The following is a 17,304-nucleotide window of genomic DNA, read 5'->3' as shown; positions in this document are numbered from 1 at the left end:
TGCTCACCATCAGGCTAGCCCTCAGCACCCCGCCGCACATTGACCCGGATCAAACCAATCCTATTTCCACATCATTATCTCTGTTTCGATTCCCAATCCGGATGCTGCCACGCTTGCAAATCCTCAGGGGGTAAGGACCGACCCAGAATATGATCCGCAACTTTTTCACCGGTCATAATCGACGGCGCGTTTAGATTGCCGTTGGTAATGCGCGGAAAAATAGAGCTGTCAGCGACCCGCAATCCAGATACGCCAATCACGCGGGCTTCTGGATCGACGACAGGAGTCGCGTCATCCGCCGCCCCCATGCGACAGGTGCCACAGGGATGAAACGCGCTTTCTGCATGTTCACGAATGACATCATCCAATGCCGCATCAGATTGCGCCATTGCACCGGGTTGAATTTCATCACCGCGGAATTGATCAAAGGCATTTTGCCCAATGATTTCTCGGGTATGCCGGATACATGTTCGAAAATCTTCCCAGTCGGATGGGTCGGACATATAGTTAAAGAAGATCCGCGGCGCTTGGGTTGGGTTGTTGGATTTCAGGGTGATTTCACCCCGTGAAACTGACCGCATCGGGCCTACATGCGCCTGAAAACCATGCCCGCTTGCCGCTGTTTTTCCATCATATCGCACCGCAATTGGCAAAAAATGGAACTGAATATCTGGGTATTTTACCCCGGATTTGGAACGGATAAACCCCGCCATTTCAAACTGATTTGAGGCCCCGATGCCCGTTTTTGTAAACAACCAACGCGCCCCGACATAGGCTTTGCCCAGCAGCGACCAATATTTATAAAGGGAAACCGGTTTGGTCGCATTGTATTGAACATAAAGTTCAAGGTGGTCTTGTAGATTTTTGCCAACGCCAGCGCGATCAGCGACAACCTCAATGCCATGTTCCCGCAGATGTTCCGCTGGGCCAATCCCGGAAAGCATCAACAATTTCGGAGAGTTAATCGCCGAAGCTGACAGGATCACCTCTGATCTCGCTGAGATGATCTGAGTTTGGCCACCTTGCAGAATTTCAACACCGGTGGCGACTTTGTCTTTGATGATGACACGTTGCGCCAAGCCACGCACGACCTTGACCCCCATATCCTTGGCGGGGCGCAGATAGGCATTGGCCGTCGACCAGCGCCGACCTTTGTAAACGGTCATATCATAGGGGCCAAAACCCTCTTGTTGATGGCCGTTATAATCCTCGGTATCGTCATAACCGGCTTGGACACCGGCCTTGCGAAATGCCTTGGTCAGTGGGTTGTTACCAGGGCCGCGCGTCACATGCAGGGGGCCGTTTTTGCCCCGATATTCGGATGTTCCACCATGCCAGGTCTCCATCCGCTTAAAATAGGGCAACACATCCCGATAGGACCACCCTTTGGCGCCACTTTCTGCCCAATGTTCGTAATCCTGTGCGTTGCCCCGCACAAAGATCATGCCGTTGATGGATGACGATCCCCCAACAACTTTGCCGCGCGGGGTCGCCAGCCGCCGATTGCCCAGATTTGGCTCTGGTTCGGACTGAAATCCCCAATCATATAATGGCATGTTCATCGGATAAGACAAAGCCGCCGGCATCTGAATGAACGGCCCTAAATCAGAGCCACCGAATTCAATCAATATGACAGATTTTCCGGCCTCAGCCAAACGATAAGCCAAGGCGCAGCCCGCAGAGCCTGCGCCAACGATGACGTAGTCACTTTCCATTTTTCAACCTTTACTCGGTTTGGAACCCCGAAAATATCGGGTTCGTTTGTATTTTTTCAATCAGAACGCAGCTTCGACTTTGCCCATGCCCACATAAACGGTTTTCAATTCCGAATAGTGGTTGATCGCCGCCTTGGAGTTTTCGCGTCCAATACCCGACAGTTTGGAACCCCCGAAAGGCGCCTCTACCGGGGCGTCATTGTAGGAATTGATGTAGCAAGTACCGGCTTCGAACCCTGCCACCATGCGATGGGCGCGGTGGATATCACGGGTAAAGACACCCGCGGCCAGACCAAATTCCGTGTCATTTGCGCGCGCCAAAGCTTCTGCTTCGGTGTCAAAATCCAGCACAGCCATCACCGGACCAAAGATTTCTTCGCGTGCGATCGTCATATCGTCGCTCACATCGGCAAACACGGTTGGCTCGATGAAATTCCCAGCACCATCAGGGCAATTGCCACCGGCCACCAAACGCGCGCCTTCGGCTTGGCCTTTGGCGATGTAGGTTTTGACGATGTCCAATTGGCGCGCACTGACCATTGGTCCAAAATTTACGTTTTCATCCAGTGGATCGCCTATAACGGCCCCTTTCAGACGGTCCGCCAAACGGGTCAGGAACGCTTCTTTGATCCCTTTTTGAACGAAAACCCGCGTGCCGTTCGAACAGACCTGACCGGAGGAATAGAAATTGCCGTTGATCGCCCCTGATACGGCATCGTCCAAATCTGCGTCGTCAAAAATGACCAAAGGGGATTTGCCGCCCAGCTCCATTGTGACATGTTTTAGGCCCTCAGCGGCGGCGGCGGCGACTTTGCGCCCGGTTGGCACTGACCCTGTCAGTGAAACCTTGGCCACACGGGCGTCGGTCACCAGTTTGGCGCCAACGGCTCCGCGTCCCTGAACAATATTGATCAACCCGGCAGGCGCGCCAGCTTCTGTCAGGATTTCAGCGACTTGCAACGCACAGAGCGGCGTTTCCTCAGAGGGTTTAAACACAATCGCATTGCCGCAAGCCAAGGCGGGCGCAGCTTTCCAACAGCAGATTTGCGTGGGGTAGTTCCACGCGCCGATCCCAACCACAACGCCCAGAGGTTCGCGGCGCGTATAAACAAAGTCGCCCCCCAGATCGATGTGTTCACCGGTCAAAGACGCAGCCAACCCACCGAAATATTCCAGCGCATCGGCGCCGGATGTGGCATCGGCCACCAATGTTTCTTGCAACGGTTTGCCGGTATCGATGGTTTCCAACACAGACAAGTCACGGTTGCGTTCGCGCATGATGTCCGCCGCGCGGCGCAGAATGCGACCGCGTTCGGTGCCTGTCATTGCGGCCCAGATTTTCTGGGCGGCTGTGGCGGCGTCCAGCGCAGAATCCACCAAGGCTTCGGTGGCTTCATGCACTTGTGCGACCAATTCACCGGTCGCGGCATAGATAACGTCGATAGGCGCGCCGGTTTTATCTTCGACATAAGCGCCATTAATAAAGTGGCTGGCGGTTGGTTTTGCATTCGGGATCATGGCTTAACTTTCATTGCGACGCCGTGGTCGCGCGGGAAACGATGTGAGTTGGGTGTTCGGGTGTTCATGAGGTTGCTCATCAACCGCTCAGATGCGGTGCAAAGCGAGAGATGTTTATCCATCACGCCCCCAGCGATAATTTATGGGCAATCAAGGATTCAATCTGTGCTGGGATGCTTTGGGCCAGATCTCCTTCGGCGATTGCGGCCCTAAGATAGAAGCCATCAATCATCGACCCGACCCCATCGGCGATAGAATCAGCGTCGTTGGTTAGCGGTCGCAGCGCATAGACCAAATTCGAATGAAGCCGGGCCTGGTATAGCTGCAGCAACCGGCGTGCGGGGTCTGATGTCTGAGCTTGGGCATAGAATGTCATCCATGCCGTCACTGTGGCAGCGTCAAAACATTCGGGCGCAAAGCAGGCGTTCAAAATGGCGCGCAATCGGTCATGTGGTGTGCGAATGCCCTTATAATGCTCAAGGACAACCACTTGAAAATCACGCAGAATTCGCCGCATCGCTGCGTAAAAAATCTGTTCTTTGCCGCCAAAATAGTGATGCGCCAGCGCGCTGGACATGCCGGCGCGTTTGGCAATGCGTGCCACGGTCACATCCAATGACCCCGCCGCTCCAACTTCTGCAATTGTGGCCTTTACCAGAGCATCCCGTCTGATAGGCTCCATCCCGATCTTTGGCATTTAATCCTCAAAAAACTTGCTAAAAAACCGTAGATCGTTCTTTATTGACTCGTCAATCAAGAAAAATATCGAACTGACAACAACCGGGAGACGCCTGAATGAAACTGAAATCAACATTGTCCGTACTGGCCATTTGCGCCGGCACTGCCGCCGCCGCGGATTGTGGCTCTGTCACGTTTTCTGACGTAGGGTGGACTGACATCACCGCGACCACTGCTGCGACCGCAGTTGTGTTGGACGCGTTGGGCTATGAAACAGATGTCAAAGTGCTGTCCGTTCCAGTGACATATATTTCACTGGCCGAAGGGGACGTTGACGTTTTCCTTGGCAACTGGATGCCCACAATGGAAGCCGACATCGCCCCCTACCGCGAAGCAGGCACCGTTGACGTGGTGCGCACCAATCTGGAAGGCGCAAAATACACATTGGCCGTCAACAAAGCGGCGATGGATCTGGGCATTTCCGACTTTGCAGATATTGCAGCTCACGCGGATGCGCTGGACGGATCGATCTATGGCATCGAGCCGGGCAATGACGGCAACCGTTTGATCCAAGACATGATCGATGGCGGCGCCTTTGGTCTGGACGGGTTCGAAGTTGTCGAAAGCTCTGAGCAAGGCATGCTGGCTCAGGTTGAGCGGAATTCATCGCGCGACGAACCGATTGTGTTCCTGGGCTGGGAACCCCACCCAATGAACGCCAATTTTGACATGGGTTACCTGTCAGGTGGCGACGATTTCTTTGGTCCTAACTTTGGTGGTGCTGTGGTCGACACAAACACCCGTGCAGGTTACGCGGCAGAATGTCCGAATGTTGGCAAACTGTTGATGAACCTGGAATTCTCCTTGGCGATGGAAAACGAAATCATGGCCGCCATTCTGGATGACGGCGAAGATGCCGACGATGCCGCCAAGGTTTGGCTGTCCGCAAACCCAGACGCCTACATGGCTTGGTTGGATGGTGTGACAACACTGGATGGCGGTGACGCCGTTGAAGCCGTCAAGGCTGCGTTGGCCAACTAACCCCCCTGCACTAACACGATGACGCCCCGACCTTTGGCCGGGGCGTCGTTTTATGCACGACAGGAGAAGACACGGATGCTGAGCTGGCTAACAGACGAAAAAATCCCGGTTGGGAAAACCGCTAAAATCGGCTTTGAATGGCTGCGTGACAATGCGCAATGGTTTTTTGACGGTGTTGAGGACAGTCTGAACTGGCTCATCGAAGGCGTGTTGGCCGCGCTGCAATATCCGCATCCCCTGATTGTTATCGCGCTCTTTATGGCGCTGACTTGGGTGCTGCAACGGCGTTGGAAAACCTGCATTCTGGTCGGGCTTGGGTTTCTGTACGTGGTCAACCAAGGCTATTGGGAAGAAACCATGGAAAGCCTGACGCTGATCCTGTTTGCCTGCATCACCTGTATGGCGATTGGGGTGCCCATTGGGATTGCCGCGGCGCATCGCCCGAAACTGTACCAATATATCAGCCCAGTGCTGGATCTGATGCAGACCCTGCCCACATTCGTCTATCTCATTCCTATGATTGTTTTTTTCGGCATCGGCATGGTGCCCGGACTGGTGGCATCGGTGATCTTTGTGATCCCGGCCCCGATCCGGTTGACCCATTTGGGCGTGTCATCCACCCCCAAAGCGTTGCTGGAAGCCGCCGAAAGTTTCGGCGCAACACCCCGTCAGAAACTGCTGAAAGTGGAGCTGCCCTACGCCCTGCCCCAGATCATGACCGGGCTGAACCAGACCATCATGCTGTCGCTGTCGATGGTGGTGATCGCAGGTCTGGTTGGCGCGGACGGTTTGGGCGTTCCGGTGGTGCGGGCCCTGCAACAGGTGAACGCAGCCAAAGGTTTCGAAAGCGGGCTGGTGATTGTCGTCGTGGCGATTGTTCTGGACCGAATGCTGCGGGTGGAGCGTTAAGATGAGCACAGATAACAAAACCCCGAACAACAAAGACAAAGCCGTCATTTTCGACAACGTGTCCATCGTGTTTGGCAATGCCCCGCAAAAGGCGCTGCCGTTGATGGATGAAGGGCTGGATCGCACCGAAATTCAATCCAGAACCAATCAGGTGCTGGGTGTGCATGATTGTTCACTTGAGGTCGATCATGGTGAAATTCTGGTTTTGATGGGCCTGTCCGGGTCCGGTAAATCCACATTGCTGCGCTCGGTGAACGGGTTGAACCCGGTTGTGCGCGGCGCGGTGACGGTGAATGACGGCAATTGGTCAGCCAATCCTGAAACCTGTTCCAGCGAAGAATTGCGCCGGTTGCGCCGCGAATGTGTGGCCATGGTGTTTCAGCAATTCGGCCTGCTGCCTTGGCGCAATGTGCGCGACAATGTGGGGCTGGGTCTGGAACTGGCAGGCATGAACAAAGTGGAACGCCGTCAGAAAATCGACGAACAGCTGGAATTGGTGGGTCTGGCCGATTGGGCGGATCGCAAGGTTGGCGAATTGTCCGGCGGGATGCAGCAACGGGTTGGGCTGGCCCGGGCCTTTGCCACGCAGGCGCCCATTTTGTTGATGGATGAACCGTTTTCGGCGCTTGACCCGTTAATCCGCGCGCGCCTGCAAGACGAATTGCTGGAACTACAGGACCGCCTGAAACGCACGATTATCTTTGTGTCCCACGATCTGGACGAAGCGTTCAAGCTGGGCAATCGCATCGCCATCCTAGAAGGTGGGCGGATCGTGCAATTGGGCACACCACGCGACATTATCAACAATCCAGTTGATGAATATGTCACTGATTTTGTGGCTCATATGAACCCGCTTGGGGTTTTGACTGCCCGTGATGTCATGCAGGCGGGGCCGACAGATGGGCCCGATATTGACGTTGAAATGCCGGTCAAAGAGCTGATGGAATTGTTGAAATCCAACGCCGCACTCAACGTCGTCGAAAACGGGAAATCCATTGGCAACATCACCGCGCAGGCCGTGTTGGATCGACTGGGCAGCTAGCGGATCACATGACAAAGGCTCGGTTTGATCCGGGCCTTTGTCCTCAGAGCCTGCGAACCTGGACCGTTTCGCGGTTGCCATACCCGTTAAAACGCGTTGTCACGCCAGTCAGATAGGCGCCCATGGACCGGAACAAAATCCAGTCCCCTTCGCACAGATCATCGGGCAAATGCAGGCTGTGTGGCAATTGATCCAGACTGTCACAGGTCGGTCCAAACACGACCATTTCAGAGGTTTTTCCGTTTCTTTCGTGGTCAGGGCCCAGCACCCGAAAATCTGGAATGACCATCGATGGAAATTCCGATAGGCCACCATAAATACCGTCATTCAAATAGACGCGCCCTGCGCGGACGGATTTCACACAAACGCCGTATGAAAACGCATCCGCCACCAATCCACGCCCCGGTTCACAGATCAGGTCCGGACGGGTTTCAAACCCAGAAACCGCAGCATGGATCACCTCAAAATACTTTTGCAGATTGAGCCCTTGGCCCGTGCGAACCGATGGAAACCCACCGCCGACATTCAGGCGTTTTATCGAAACGCGCGCTGCTTTGGCGATGTTGATCGCGGCCGCGATATAGGTGGCATAGGCCTGTGGGTCACCGCATTGCGTGCCCACATGAAACGTCAATGCCGTCCTGAACCCTGCCCGCGCGACCCGCTGCAACAGCGCTGCGGCCTCTGTTTCGGTGGCACCGAATTTTTCGCCAAAATTGTAATGCGCGCCCGCGACAGGCAACTTAAATCGCACAGACACTTCGTGATCCGCGCCGATGCCCTGTCTGATCAATTTATCCAGTTCACTGGCATCATCCACCGACCAGCTGCGCACGCCAGCGCGCAACCCCGCTTGGATTTCACGTTCGGTTCGCACCGGGTTGTTATAGTGTAAATCAGATTGCGGCCCGATGCTTTGAACCAAAGCGATTTCTTCGGGTGACGCCACATCAAACCCGGCCAGCCCCCCATCCACTAGATGGGTCAGCACCTCATCCGATGGGTTGGCTTTGACTGCATATGTCACCAGACCGGGAAACCCCGATAGGAATGCCCCCAACCGTTCCCGCAACGCATCCACGGCGAAAAAATGCACCGGCAATTCGGGATTGTGTTTCATAAGATATGAAACAGGATCCAAATAAGGCTCTGGTCGTTGCAGCATATTGCGCTCTCCTTTATGCCACGCTAGCAACGATGGATGGCAATGTGTTGCGGCACATTGCGCAAATTGACTCCCATTCTTAGCAAAATGACGATATGACGGGCAACATGACTGATCTTGATGAAACAGACCGCCAGCTATTGATCCAATTGGCCGCCAATGCCCGTATGCCCGTCGCCAAACTGGCCGCCAAAATGGGATTGGCGCGCACCACGGTTCAGGCGCGGTTGGATCGATTGGAACGATCCGGCGTGATTGCCGGTTACACCCTACGCCTAAGTGACGAAGCACAGCGCGGGCTGATCCGGGCCACCGTGCTGGTACAGATCACACCCTCCGCACAGGCGGCGGTTTTGCTGCAATTGCAACGCATGCCGCAGGTTGAAAAAGTGCACGCCACATCAGGCCGGTTCGATTTGGCCTGTCAGGTTGGCACCCGATCCACGCTGGAACTGGATCAAACATTGGATAAAATCGGTGAAATTGACGGCGTTCAAATGACCGAAAGCCTGATCCATCTGTCCACACGCATTGATCGCGCGCTTTAATTTCAAAAATTTTTCATCGTCGGGGGAATAAACCCCGGCCTGAGGTGTTTCTTCTTTGTAACCGCCGTTCATCGGCCCCAAGAGGACACCATCATGACGATCACTTTGAAAACCAAGCTGAGCTTTGCCCTGATCGCAGGCGCCACCCTAACCGCCTGTGAATCCTATGCTGCCGGACATACGGCCGGGATTGTTTTGGAAACCAGCACATCCATGGGCACGATCCTGACGGACACCAACGGCATGTCGCTATATACGTTTGACAGCGATAGTGCGGGCATGTCGGCCTGTAACGGCGGCTGTGCCGTGAATTGGCCACCACTAATGGTGGAGGATGGGGCCGAGGCATCCGGTAAAATGTCGATCATCACCCGCGCAGATGGCAGCCAGCAATGGGCCTATGACGGGGCGCCGCTGTATTTCTGGAAAAACGATCGCGCCGCGGGTCAGGTCACGGGTGACGGCGTCGGCGGTGTCTGGCATGTTGCCAAGCCCTGATCCAAACGCCTAAACTGCGATATGGGCTGCGCGATTGGCCCATATCATTAGGATGCTCCGCGTGTTTCAGGACCAGCTACAGGCATGCCTTCCCGATTTGCGACGCTTTGCGCTGTCTTTGACGCGAAACGGGGATGCGGCAGATGATCTTGTGCAGGATTGCGCTGAACGCGCCCTGCGCAAACAGCATTTATACGCTGACGGCACATCCCTAAAAGCATGGTTGATGACGTTGCTGATCAATCTCTATCGCAACCAATTGCGCGCCCTGTCGCACCGTCCCCCCCATGACATGATCGAGGATGTGCATGTGGCCGCGCCGGATACGCTGGCGGGGAAACTGGCCCTGTCGGACGTGTCCAAGGCGCTGGATTTACTGCCCGATGACCAACGCGAGGTCCTGCTGAGCGTGGTGATCGGCGGGCTCAGCTACAAAGAGGTCGCTCTGGCTTTGGACATGCCTCTTGGCACCGTCATGAGCCGCCTGGGCCGCGCCCGTGCAAAATTACGCAGCCTGACCGGGAAATTATCGACAAATGAGGTGGCCCCGTGACCCAGCGCCCAGACATCACCGACGATATGCTGCATGCTTTTGTGGATGGTCAACTGGATGACGCCGACATGGCGCGGGTTGAGTCGTGGTTAAACGAACACCCTGAAAAGGCGGAAGAAATCGCCGATTGGGACGCCCAGAACCACGCCATTCAATCCCTGTTTCCGGCCCAAGAATCCCCGCTCTCTGTGAAGCCAATTGCAGCCAACCAACCCACGGCCCCGTCCGGCAATTGGATGGGCCGGGTCGCCGCGATGCTGGCCGTTTTGGGGCTTGGTATGGCCGGTGGCTGGGTCCTGCGCGGCCCCGGATCGGATGTGGAACTGACCGCGCGGCTGGTGGGGGATGCGATGTCGGCCCATGTGGTATTTGCCGCTGATCCGCATCGCCCGGTCGAACTGGCCGCCTCAGAAGAAGACCTGCTGATCCGCTGGCTGTCCAACCGGGTTGGGCACACTCTGGCCACGCCTGACCTGTCGGCGCATGGGTTTGATCTGGTGGGCGGACGGCTTTTGTCTGTGGCCGAAGGCCCCGCCGCGCAATTCATGTACGAAAACGCCGCTGGGCAGCGCATCACGCTGTTCGCCGTTCAGGGCCCCACCACCCGCGTGGCCGAATTCAGCTATGACCAAAACGGCCCGGTCAATTCATTTTACTGGCAGGATGAAAACCTGCGATATGCCGTTGTCGGCGACATCCCCCGCGATGATCTGAGTGCCGTTGCTGTCACGATCTTTGACGCCCTGTCGTAAAGCGGCTTTCCCTTGGCCTGCCCCCTTGTTATCTGGGGCGCAGAGATAAGGGATCGCTGATCATGACGATGGAAAAAACATTTAACGCCGCCGACGCCGAAAGCCGGCTTTACGCTGCTTGGGAACAGGCGGGTTGTTTCAAAGCTGGCGCCAATGCCAAGCCCGAAGCAAGCCCCTATTGCATCATGATCCCGCCCCCGAATGTGACCGGCGTTTTGCATATGGGCCACGCGTTCAACAACACGTTGCAGGATATCCTGATCCGCTGGAAACGCATGCAGGGATATGACACGCTCTGGCAGGCCGGAACCGACCATGCGGGCATCGCCACGCAGATGGTTGTCGAACGCACGCTGGCGGAAACCCAGCAACCGGGCCGCGTTGAATTGGGCCGTGAAAAGTTTCTGGAAAAGGTCTGGGACTGGAAAGAAAAATCCGGCGGCACCATCGTGGAACAGCTCAAACGACTGGGCGCGACCTGTGACTGGGACCGCACCGCGTTCACCATGTCCGGCGCCCAAGGCGACACCCGTGTAGGCCACGAAAATTCGGCCAATTTCCACGATGCCGTGCTGAAGGTTTTTGTTGAGATGTACAACAAAGGTCTGATCTATCGCGGCAAACGTCTGGTCAATTGGGACCCGCATTTCGAAACCGCGATTTCCGATCTTGAGGTCGAAAATATCGAAACCGCCGGTCATATGTGGCACTTTAAATACCCCCTCGCTGGGGGGGCCACCTATACCTATATCGAAAAAGATGAGGACGGGAATGTCACGCTCAGCGAAGAGCGCGACTATATTTCCATCGCCACCACACGGCCAGAAACCATGCTGGGCGACGGGGCTGTTGCGGTTCATCCATCAGATGAACGTTACGCGCCAATTGTCGGAAAATTATGCGAAATTCCCGTTGGCCCCAAGGAACATCGCCGCCTGATCCCAATCATCACTGACGAATATCCGGACAAGGATTTTGGCTCTGGTGCGGTGAAAATCACCGGCGCGCATGATTTCAACGATTACCAAGTCGCCAAGCGCGGCGGCATCCCGATGTACAACCTGATGGACACCAAGGCCAATATGCGCGCCGATGGTAAACCTTATGCCGAAGAAGCCGCCGCCGCCCAAGCGATTGCCAATGGTGAGGCCGAATTTACCGAAGCGTCGATTGCCGCGATGAATTTGGTGCCCGAACAATATCGCGGCATGGATCGGTTCACCGCTCGCAAGGCCGTGATCGCCGACATCACCGCCGAAGGTCTGGCCGTGATGCAATCCATCACCAAAACCGATCCTGAAACCGGCGAAGACGTCACCGTGCTGGAACCGTTTGTTGAAAACAAACCGATCATGCAGCCCTTTGGGGATCGTTCCAAGGTTGTGATCGAGCCGATGTTGACCGATCAATGGTTTGTTGACGCCGCCAAAATCGTTGGCCCCGCTTTGGATGCGGTGCGCAATGGTGACGTGAAAATCATGCCGGAATCCGGTGAGAAAACATATTACCACTGGCTGGAAAACATCGAGCCATGGTGCATTTCACGCCAACTTTGGTGGGGGCATCAGATCCCGGTTTGGTTTGACCAAGATGGCAATCAGTTTTGTGCAACGACAAAAGACGAAGCTATTCTCCAGGCAAAGGATTACCACTCAATCCGGAATCCAGAACTTTCTATCGAAGTTGCCGAGGCTAACGCTGGACAAATGCGGTTGAAACCGGATTCTGCCGGGCGGCAAGATGAGGCGATTACAAATACCCAATCTGGATGGGTTAACGGGGGCGATGACGTCCTTTTCATCGAATTACGCCGCGACCCCGACGTGCTCGACACGTGGTTCTCATCCGGGCTTTGGCCCATCGGCACGCTGGGCTGGCCCGAAGACACCGATGCGCTGAACAAATACTTCCCGACCAGCACGCTGATCACTGGGTCAGACATCCTGTTTTTCTGGGTGGCGCGGATGATGATGATGCAGCTGGCCGTAGTCGATCAGATCCCGTTTGACACCGTTTACCTGCATGGCCTTGTGCGCGATGCTAAGGGTAAAAAGATGTCAAAATCCACCGGAAACGTCGTTGATCCACTTGAAATCATTGACGAATACGGCGCAGACGCGCTGCGGTTTACCAATGCATCCATGGCGTCGCTTGGCGGTGTTCTGAAACTCGACATGCAGCGGATCGCCGGGTACCGCAACTTCGGTACCAAGCTCTGGAACGCGGCCAGCTATGGCGACGTGATGATGGATGCCTACGGTCTGGATCGCGGCGCTGAGCCCCCTGCGGTCACGCTGACATTGAACAAATGGATCATCGGTGAAACCGCCAAAGTCCTAGAAGACGTGAATGCCGCCCTTGATGCGTTCCGGTTCAACGACGCCGCCAACGCGCTTTATGCCTTTGTCTGGGGCAAATTCTGTGACTGGTATCTGGAGTTCACCAAACCCATCATGCATGGCGACGATGAAGCCGCCAAATTGGAAACCCGCCGCACCTATGCGTGGGGCATGGACCAATGCCTGTTGATGTTGCACCCGATCATGCCCTTCATCACCGAAGAAATCTGGGACGTAACCCCGGATCGCGGCCAGAAAACCGGCGATGCGGCCAAAATGCTGATCCACGCGGATTGGCCAACCTACACGGCCGCCGATCTGGTGGATCCAGCGGCCGAGGCGGAAATGTCTTGGGCGATTTCCATGATCGAAGGCATCCGGTCCGCGCGGGCGCAAATGAACGTGCCTGCCGGGTTGAAAGTGCCGGTGATCCAGCTGGCCGCCGATGACGCCGCGCGCAAAGCCTGGGCCAATAACGAAGTGATGATCAAACGGCTGGCCCGGATTGACAGCATGACCGAAGCGACCGAGGCGCCCAAAGGGTCGCTGAGCATTGCCACCCAAGGTGCGTCCTTTGCGTTGCCATTGGCCGACATCATTGATGTGGACGCGGAAAAGGACCGCCTGAACAAAGCGTTAGGCAAGTTGCAAAAGGAACTGGGTGGCCTGCGCGGTCGGTTGAAAAACCCGAAATTCGCCGCCTCTGCCCCACCAGAAGTGGTCGCAGAAACCAAAGAAAACCTCGCTCTCAGAGAAGAGGAAGAGGCGCAACTAAACGCCGCCATGGCCCGGCTAAACGAGATCGATTAATCAAAATAGGGCCCGCCAGAATTTGGTGGGCCCTTTGCTTTTGTAGTCCTAATTCGTTCGCCGGTGGCGTTATGCCGATGGCCTCGTCAGTCAAATTTCGGGGCGCGTTTTGCCATATTGGCTGCGATCACTTCCATCATTTCTGGCTTACCGATCAGATCGCTTTGTGCGCGACTTTCGGCATATAAAACATCGGTTTCTTCGCCCGTATAGGCCACGTCGATCAACCGCTTAGCGGCCCGTATGGCCGTTGGGCTTTTGCCTGCGATTTCAACCGCCAGTTTCAGCGCCGCCGCTTTGGGATCGTCGGATATTTCTGTAATCAGCCCCCAATCCAACGCCTGAGCCGCCTCAATCGGTTCCGCCGTATAGGTCATACGTTTCACCACATCCGCGCGTGTCAGCCGTGGCAACAACACCATGCCGCCCATATCCGGGATCAGGCCCCATTTCATTTCCATAATCGCCAGTTTGGTATCCGGGGCCGCAATGCGAATATCTGCGCCCAAGGCCAGCTGAAACCCAGCGCCATAAGCCACGCCATGCAATGCAACGATCACCGGCATGGGCAGGCGCGACCAAATCATCGAAATCTCTTGGAATAGATTTGCGTTGCCATGGGTGCGTTTCATCACCAGCTCTTCTGGGTCTTGCTGCGCCATCATCGCAAATGACATCACATCCAGACCGGCGCAGAACGCGCGGCCTTGGCCGGACAAAACCACGGCCCGCACGTCATCGCGATCCATCAGATCCTGCCCTGCCGCAACCAACGCATGGCTCATTTCCATATCCATCCCATTCATTTTCTCCCCTCGGGTCAGGGTGACTTGGGCGATATGATCTTTGATTTCGACGGAAACGCGGCTCATTTTGTCCTCCAAAGCGATTGCTAAGGTGACTTAAACGTAAAGCTTAGCAAAACACTAACAGGACGTTGGGGCATTTACCGATTGGCTATGGGACCAGCCGATCTATGGCCCGCATCGCGCCGATGCTTTTGTCGTAAACAAGCGTCAAAATACGGCGGCCAGACGGCTTGGTGGCAATCTGTGGCAATGCACGCACCGATAGGCTGGCCGCGGTGACGGCCAAAAATCCACGTCGGGATAAATCAGGCATCGGTTCTCCTTTTTTTTGCCTCTAATTGCGAACCATTCTCATATAAAGTGAAACATTACGAATTCAAGATGTTGCCCCCTCCTAGTGCAAATGGTTAACGTTCGACCATGACGCAAAATGATCCACGACTGACCCCGCTTGCTGCCGCTTTGCCGGTTTCTGTTCCCTTTGTTGGCCCCGAAGCCCAAGAACGCGCCCAAGGCGGCGTATTTCAGGCGCGATTGGGGGCAAATGAAAACGTATTTGGCCCATCGCCCAAGGCGATCGCAGCCATGCAAGCCACCGCATCCGAGGCTTGGATGTATGCAGATCCAGAAGCGCATGATCTAAAGCAAGCCCTTGCCTTGCATCACAAAATTCCGGCCGACCATATCGTGATCGGCGAAGGGATTGATGGGTTGCTAGGGCTGTTAGTACGTCTGTTGATTGAGCCAGGGGACGCGGTGGTCACATCTGATGGGGCCTATCCCACCTTTAACTATCACGTGGCCGGTTTTGGTGGTGAATTGCACAAAGTGGCCTATGCCGGGGATTTTGAAGACCCAGAACGCCTGTTGGCCAAGGCCAAAATGGTTAACGCCAAGCTGATTTATTTTGCCAATCCCGACAATCCGATGGGCACGATGCATGACCGCGAGACTGTAAATAGGATGATCCGCGCAGTCCCTGAGGGCGCGTTATTGATCCTGGACGAAGCCTATTTGGAATGCGCGCCAGACGGATCAGCCCCGGTTTTGCGCCCAACTGAGGCCAACGTGATCCGCATGCGGACATTTTCCAAAGGATACGGATTGGCAGGCGCGCGTGTCGGCTATGCGATCGGCCCTGCCCCGTTGATCAACGCATTTAACAAAGTGCGCAATCATTTTGGCATGTCCCGTATGGGATTGGCCGGGGCGCTGGCGGCGGTGCAGGATCAGGACGGTTTAAAAAACATCCAAGATCAAATCGCCGCGTCTCGGGGGCGGATCGATGCCATTGCTGCGGCAAATGGATTGAAAACGGTGCCTTCTGCGACCAATTTCGTGGCCATTGATTGTGGTCGGGACGGGGAATTTGCCCGCGCGGTGCTGGACGCGTTGATTGCCAGGGGCATTTTTGTCAGGATGCCCTTTGTGGCGCCGCAAAATCGCTGTATCCGGGTTTCCTGTGGCACTGACGCGCAGATGGATTTGTTATCCGACGCCCTGCCCGCCGCATTGGCAACGGCGCGCAGTTTGCTTGATAAAACAGATACCTAAGGGCGAACACTTTGCGCGGCCGCGTCACATAAATGCTGGCTGGCCGCGTCTAATGCCCCTGCGCCATGCGGGATATTCAACGCCTTTAGCCCCATATCAATCGCACCCAGCATTCCCATAATCATATGGGCGCTGACATGTCCCATATGGCCGATCCTAAAATATCCAGATGCCGGATCACGCCCCAATCCGATCCCTAATGTGACCCCGGCAACCGTTTCGGTATAGGCCCTCAGGCGGTCGGCATTGGGCGCGGTCATGGCGATAGATGTGACCGCGTTTGACCGTTTTTCTGGGGTGGCAATATTAAGGGTCATTTCCCCTGTTTGCCCCCAGACATCCACCGCGGCCCAAATCGCCCCAGCCAAGGCAGCATGCCGCGCCCATAACGCCTCCAGCCCCTCTTCTTTGATCATGTTCAGGGCCTCGCGCAGACCATAAAGATGATGCGTCGGCGCGGTCCCATCAAAATGCTGCCAATATTCATCCGCATTGGCACGCGGTTTCCAATCCCAATATTGTGAGGGCTGGCAATTTTCCCGTGCAGCGGCCGCGCGATCATTGAAAAACACGAACCCGACGCCCGCCGGGGTCATCAATCCCTTTTGGCAGGCCGCGATGGTAACATCCGCCCCCCAATCATCCATCCGGTATTCATCGCATCCCAATGACGCGATGCAATCAATCATCATCAGCGCCGGATGCCCCACCAAATCCAAAGTTTTGCGCAACCCAGCCACATCGTTTTTCACGCTTGTGGATGTGTCCACATGCACCGCCAGAACCGCTTTGATCTGGTGATCAGTATCTGCGCGCAATGCAGCTTCGACTTGGGTCAGGTCAATGTCGCTCTGATTGCCAAAATCCAGAATCTGAGTTTTGAGCCCCAGATCCCGCGCCATTCCGCCCCAGCCCAGACAAAACGCCCCAGTGCCCAATACCAAAACCGTGTCCCCGGGGGATACAACGTTGCTTAGCGATGCCTCCCATGTGCCGTGTCCGTTGGTGATATAAATCGCCATCTCATGTTGGGTGCCGACCAATGCCTTTAGGTCCGGAAACAGGGTCCGCGTCATATCAATCAAAGGTCCGGTATAGATATTGGGCGATGGCCGATGCATCGCCGCCAAAACGCGATCCGGAACAACAGACGGGCCGGGAATGGCCAAATATGGGCGACCTTGGTGCAGGGACATGTACAACCTTTCTTGCATAACTTTGGCGACCTTATCCCTGTTCATGGCTGCGTCAACGCCCATATGTTTGGACAAGCCGCGACTTGCCCTATATGCGGAATTGGGCTTTATCCAATGGACCAGAATGCGAAAGGTCACATCCGTGTCATCCCCCGACCCCAAAGCTGATCCACACAC

The 17,304-nt window shown here is 55.5% G+C and carries 16 protein-coding genes; 9 read left to right on the top strand and 7 right to left on the bottom strand.

The genetic code is table 11. The features are described 5' to 3' along the window. Positions 1-74: 74 nt before the first annotated feature. The 3 genes from betA to betI form a co-directional block, all read right to left on the bottom strand. A complete protein-coding gene (betA, locus tag AB1F12_RS05790; RefSeq protein WP_368187243.1) occupies positions 75-1,715 on the bottom strand; it encodes a choline dehydrogenase in 1,641 nt (546 codons plus the stop codon). 60 nt (positions 1,716-1,775) lie between these two features. After that, a complete protein-coding gene (betB, locus tag AB1F12_RS05785) occupies positions 1,776-3,233 on the bottom strand; it encodes a betaine-aldehyde dehydrogenase (RefSeq protein WP_368187242.1) in 1,458 nt (485 codons plus the stop codon). Positions 3,234-3,354: 121 nt separating this feature from the next. Next, positions 3,355-3,930, bottom strand: coding sequence for a transcriptional regulator BetI (gene betI, locus AB1F12_RS05780; RefSeq protein ID WP_368187240.1), 576 nt, complete (start codon positions 3,928-3,930; stop codon positions 3,355-3,357). 98 nt (positions 3,931-4,028) lie between these two features. Here betI and choX point away from each other — a divergent pair, with 98 nt between their 5' ends. From choX to choV, 3 genes are all read left to right on the top strand, one after another. After that, positions 4,029-4,952 carry a choline ABC transporter substrate-binding protein gene (gene choX, locus AB1F12_RS05775; protein ID WP_368187238.1) on the top strand — a complete coding sequence of 308 codons (924 nt, stop codon included), beginning with the start codon at positions 4,029-4,031 and terminating at the stop codon, positions 4,950-4,952. A gap of 78 nt (positions 4,953-5,030) precedes the next feature. After that, entirely contained in the window at positions 5,031-5,861 is an 831-nt protein-coding gene (gene choW / locus AB1F12_RS05770; RefSeq protein ID WP_368188290.1) for a choline ABC transporter permease subunit, read from the top strand. Position 5,862: 1 nt separating this feature from the next. Next, positions 5,863-6,903, top strand: coding sequence for a choline ABC transporter ATP-binding protein (gene choV / locus AB1F12_RS05765; RefSeq protein ID WP_368187237.1), 1,041 nt, complete (start codon positions 5,863-5,865; stop codon positions 6,901-6,903). A gap of 43 nt (positions 6,904-6,946) precedes the next feature. Here choV and AB1F12_RS05760 read toward each other — a convergent pair whose 3' ends face one another. Further along, positions 6,947-8,068, bottom strand: coding sequence for a type III PLP-dependent enzyme (locus AB1F12_RS05760; protein WP_368187235.1), 1,122 nt, complete (start codon positions 8,066-8,068; stop codon positions 6,947-6,949). Positions 8,069-8,175: 107 nt separating this feature from the next. On the opposite strand from AB1F12_RS05760, the gene AB1F12_RS05755 reads away from it, so the two are divergent. From AB1F12_RS05755 to AB1F12_RS05735, 5 genes are all read left to right on the top strand, one after another. Continuing rightward, positions 8,176-8,616 carry an Lrp/AsnC family transcriptional regulator gene (locus tag AB1F12_RS05755; protein WP_368187234.1) on the top strand — a complete coding sequence of 147 codons (441 nt, stop codon included), beginning with the start codon at positions 8,176-8,178 and terminating at the stop codon, positions 8,614-8,616. Between the two features lie 93 nt (positions 8,617-8,709). Then, positions 8,710-9,114 (top strand): hypothetical protein, encoded by a 405-nt coding sequence (locus AB1F12_RS05750; protein WP_368187232.1) that lies wholly within the window; start codon positions 8,710-8,712, stop codon positions 9,112-9,114. Between the two features lie 61 nt (positions 9,115-9,175). Beyond that, a complete protein-coding gene (locus AB1F12_RS05745) occupies positions 9,176-9,667 on the top strand; it encodes an RNA polymerase sigma factor (protein ID WP_368187230.1) in 492 nt (163 codons plus the stop codon). Then, positions 9,664-10,419: an anti-sigma factor gene (locus AB1F12_RS05740; protein ID WP_368187228.1), complete on the top strand. Its 756-nt coding sequence runs from the start codon at positions 9,664-9,666 to the stop codon at positions 10,417-10,419. The genes AB1F12_RS05745 and AB1F12_RS05740 overlap by 4 nt, the downstream gene beginning before the upstream one ends. Positions 10,420-10,481: 62 nt before the next feature. Beyond that, positions 10,482-13,568, top strand: coding sequence for a valine--tRNA ligase (locus tag AB1F12_RS05735; protein ID WP_368187226.1), 3,087 nt, complete (start codon positions 10,482-10,484; stop codon positions 13,566-13,568). An 86-nt stretch (positions 13,569-13,654) separates the two neighbouring features. On the opposite strand, the gene AB1F12_RS05730 is transcribed toward AB1F12_RS05735, so the two are convergent. Further along, the gene (locus AB1F12_RS05730) at positions 13,655-14,440 is read right to left on the bottom strand and encodes a crotonase/enoyl-CoA hydratase family protein (protein ID WP_368187225.1); all 786 of its coding nucleotides are present in this window, start codon (positions 14,438-14,440) and stop codon (positions 13,655-13,657) included. 85 nt (positions 14,441-14,525) lie between these two features. After that, positions 14,526-14,690, bottom strand: a complete 165-nt coding sequence (locus AB1F12_RS05725; protein ID WP_368187223.1) for a Tat pathway signal protein — start codon at positions 14,688-14,690, stop codon at positions 14,526-14,528. Between the two features lie 107 nt (positions 14,691-14,797). Between AB1F12_RS05725 and AB1F12_RS05720 the strand changes: the two genes are divergently transcribed. After that, complete coding sequence (locus tag AB1F12_RS05720; RefSeq protein ID WP_368187222.1) at positions 14,798-15,931, top strand: pyridoxal phosphate-dependent aminotransferase; 1,134 nt, start codon at positions 14,798-14,800, stop codon at positions 15,929-15,931. On the opposite strand, the gene AB1F12_RS05715 is transcribed toward AB1F12_RS05720, so the two are convergent. Then, a complete protein-coding gene (locus tag AB1F12_RS05715; protein WP_368187220.1) occupies positions 15,928-17,127 on the bottom strand; it encodes an alanine--glyoxylate aminotransferase family protein in 1,200 nt (399 codons plus the stop codon). The two genes, AB1F12_RS05720 and AB1F12_RS05715, sit on opposite strands and share 4 nt — an antisense overlap. Between the last annotated feature and the right edge of the window lie 177 nt (positions 17,128-17,304).

The organism is Aestuariibius sp. HNIBRBA575, assembly GCF_040932005.1.
Taxonomy (GTDB): domain Bacteria; phylum Pseudomonadota; class Alphaproteobacteria; order Rhodobacterales; family Rhodobacteraceae; genus CANLNM01.
The sequence above is the reverse complement of the archived record's forward strand: the minus strand, read 5'-3'. Positions and strand labels throughout refer to the sequence as shown.

Bases quoted from the DNA above. Each gene is read 5' to 3' on its own strand.
- AB1F12_RS05725 (WP_368187223.1), bottom strand. From the start codon at position 14,690: ATGCCTGATTTATCCCGACGTGGATTTTTGGCCGTCACCGCGGCCAGC.
- betA (WP_368187243.1), bottom strand. From the start codon at position 1,715: ATGGAAAGTGACTACGTCATCGTTGGCGCAGGCTCTGCGGGCTGCGCC.
- AB1F12_RS05720 (WP_368187222.1), top strand. From the start codon at position 14,798: ATGACGCAAAATGATCCACGACTGACCCCGCTTGCTGCCGCTTTGCCG.
- betI (WP_368187240.1), bottom strand. From the start codon at position 3,930: ATGCCAAAGATCGGGATGGAGCCTATCAGACGGGATGCTCTGGTAAAG.
- AB1F12_RS05715 (WP_368187220.1), bottom strand. From the start codon at position 17,127: ATGTCCCTGCACCAAGGTCGCCCATATTTGGCCATTCCCGGCCCGTCT.
- betB (WP_368187242.1), bottom strand. From the start codon at position 3,233: ATGATCCCGAATGCAAAACCAACCGCCAGCCACTTTATTAATGGCGCT.
- AB1F12_RS05755 (WP_368187234.1), top strand. From the start codon at position 8,176: ATGACTGATCTTGATGAAACAGACCGCCAGCTATTGATCCAATTGGCC.
- AB1F12_RS05750 (WP_368187232.1), top strand. From the start codon at position 8,710: ATGACGATCACTTTGAAAACCAAGCTGAGCTTTGCCCTGATCGCAGGC.
- AB1F12_RS05730 (WP_368187225.1), bottom strand. From the start codon at position 14,440: ATGAGCCGCGTTTCCGTCGAAATCAAAGATCATATCGCCCAAGTCACC.
- AB1F12_RS05760 (WP_368187235.1), bottom strand. From the start codon at position 8,068: ATGCTGCAACGACCAGAGCCTTATTTGGATCCTGTTTCATATCTTATG.
- AB1F12_RS05735 (WP_368187226.1), top strand. From the start codon at position 10,482: ATGACGATGGAAAAAACATTTAACGCCGCCGACGCCGAAAGCCGGCTT.
- choX (WP_368187238.1), top strand. From the start codon at position 4,029: ATGAAACTGAAATCAACATTGTCCGTACTGGCCATTTGCGCCGGCACT.
- choV (WP_368187237.1), top strand. From the start codon at position 5,863: ATGAGCACAGATAACAAAACCCCGAACAACAAAGACAAAGCCGTCATT.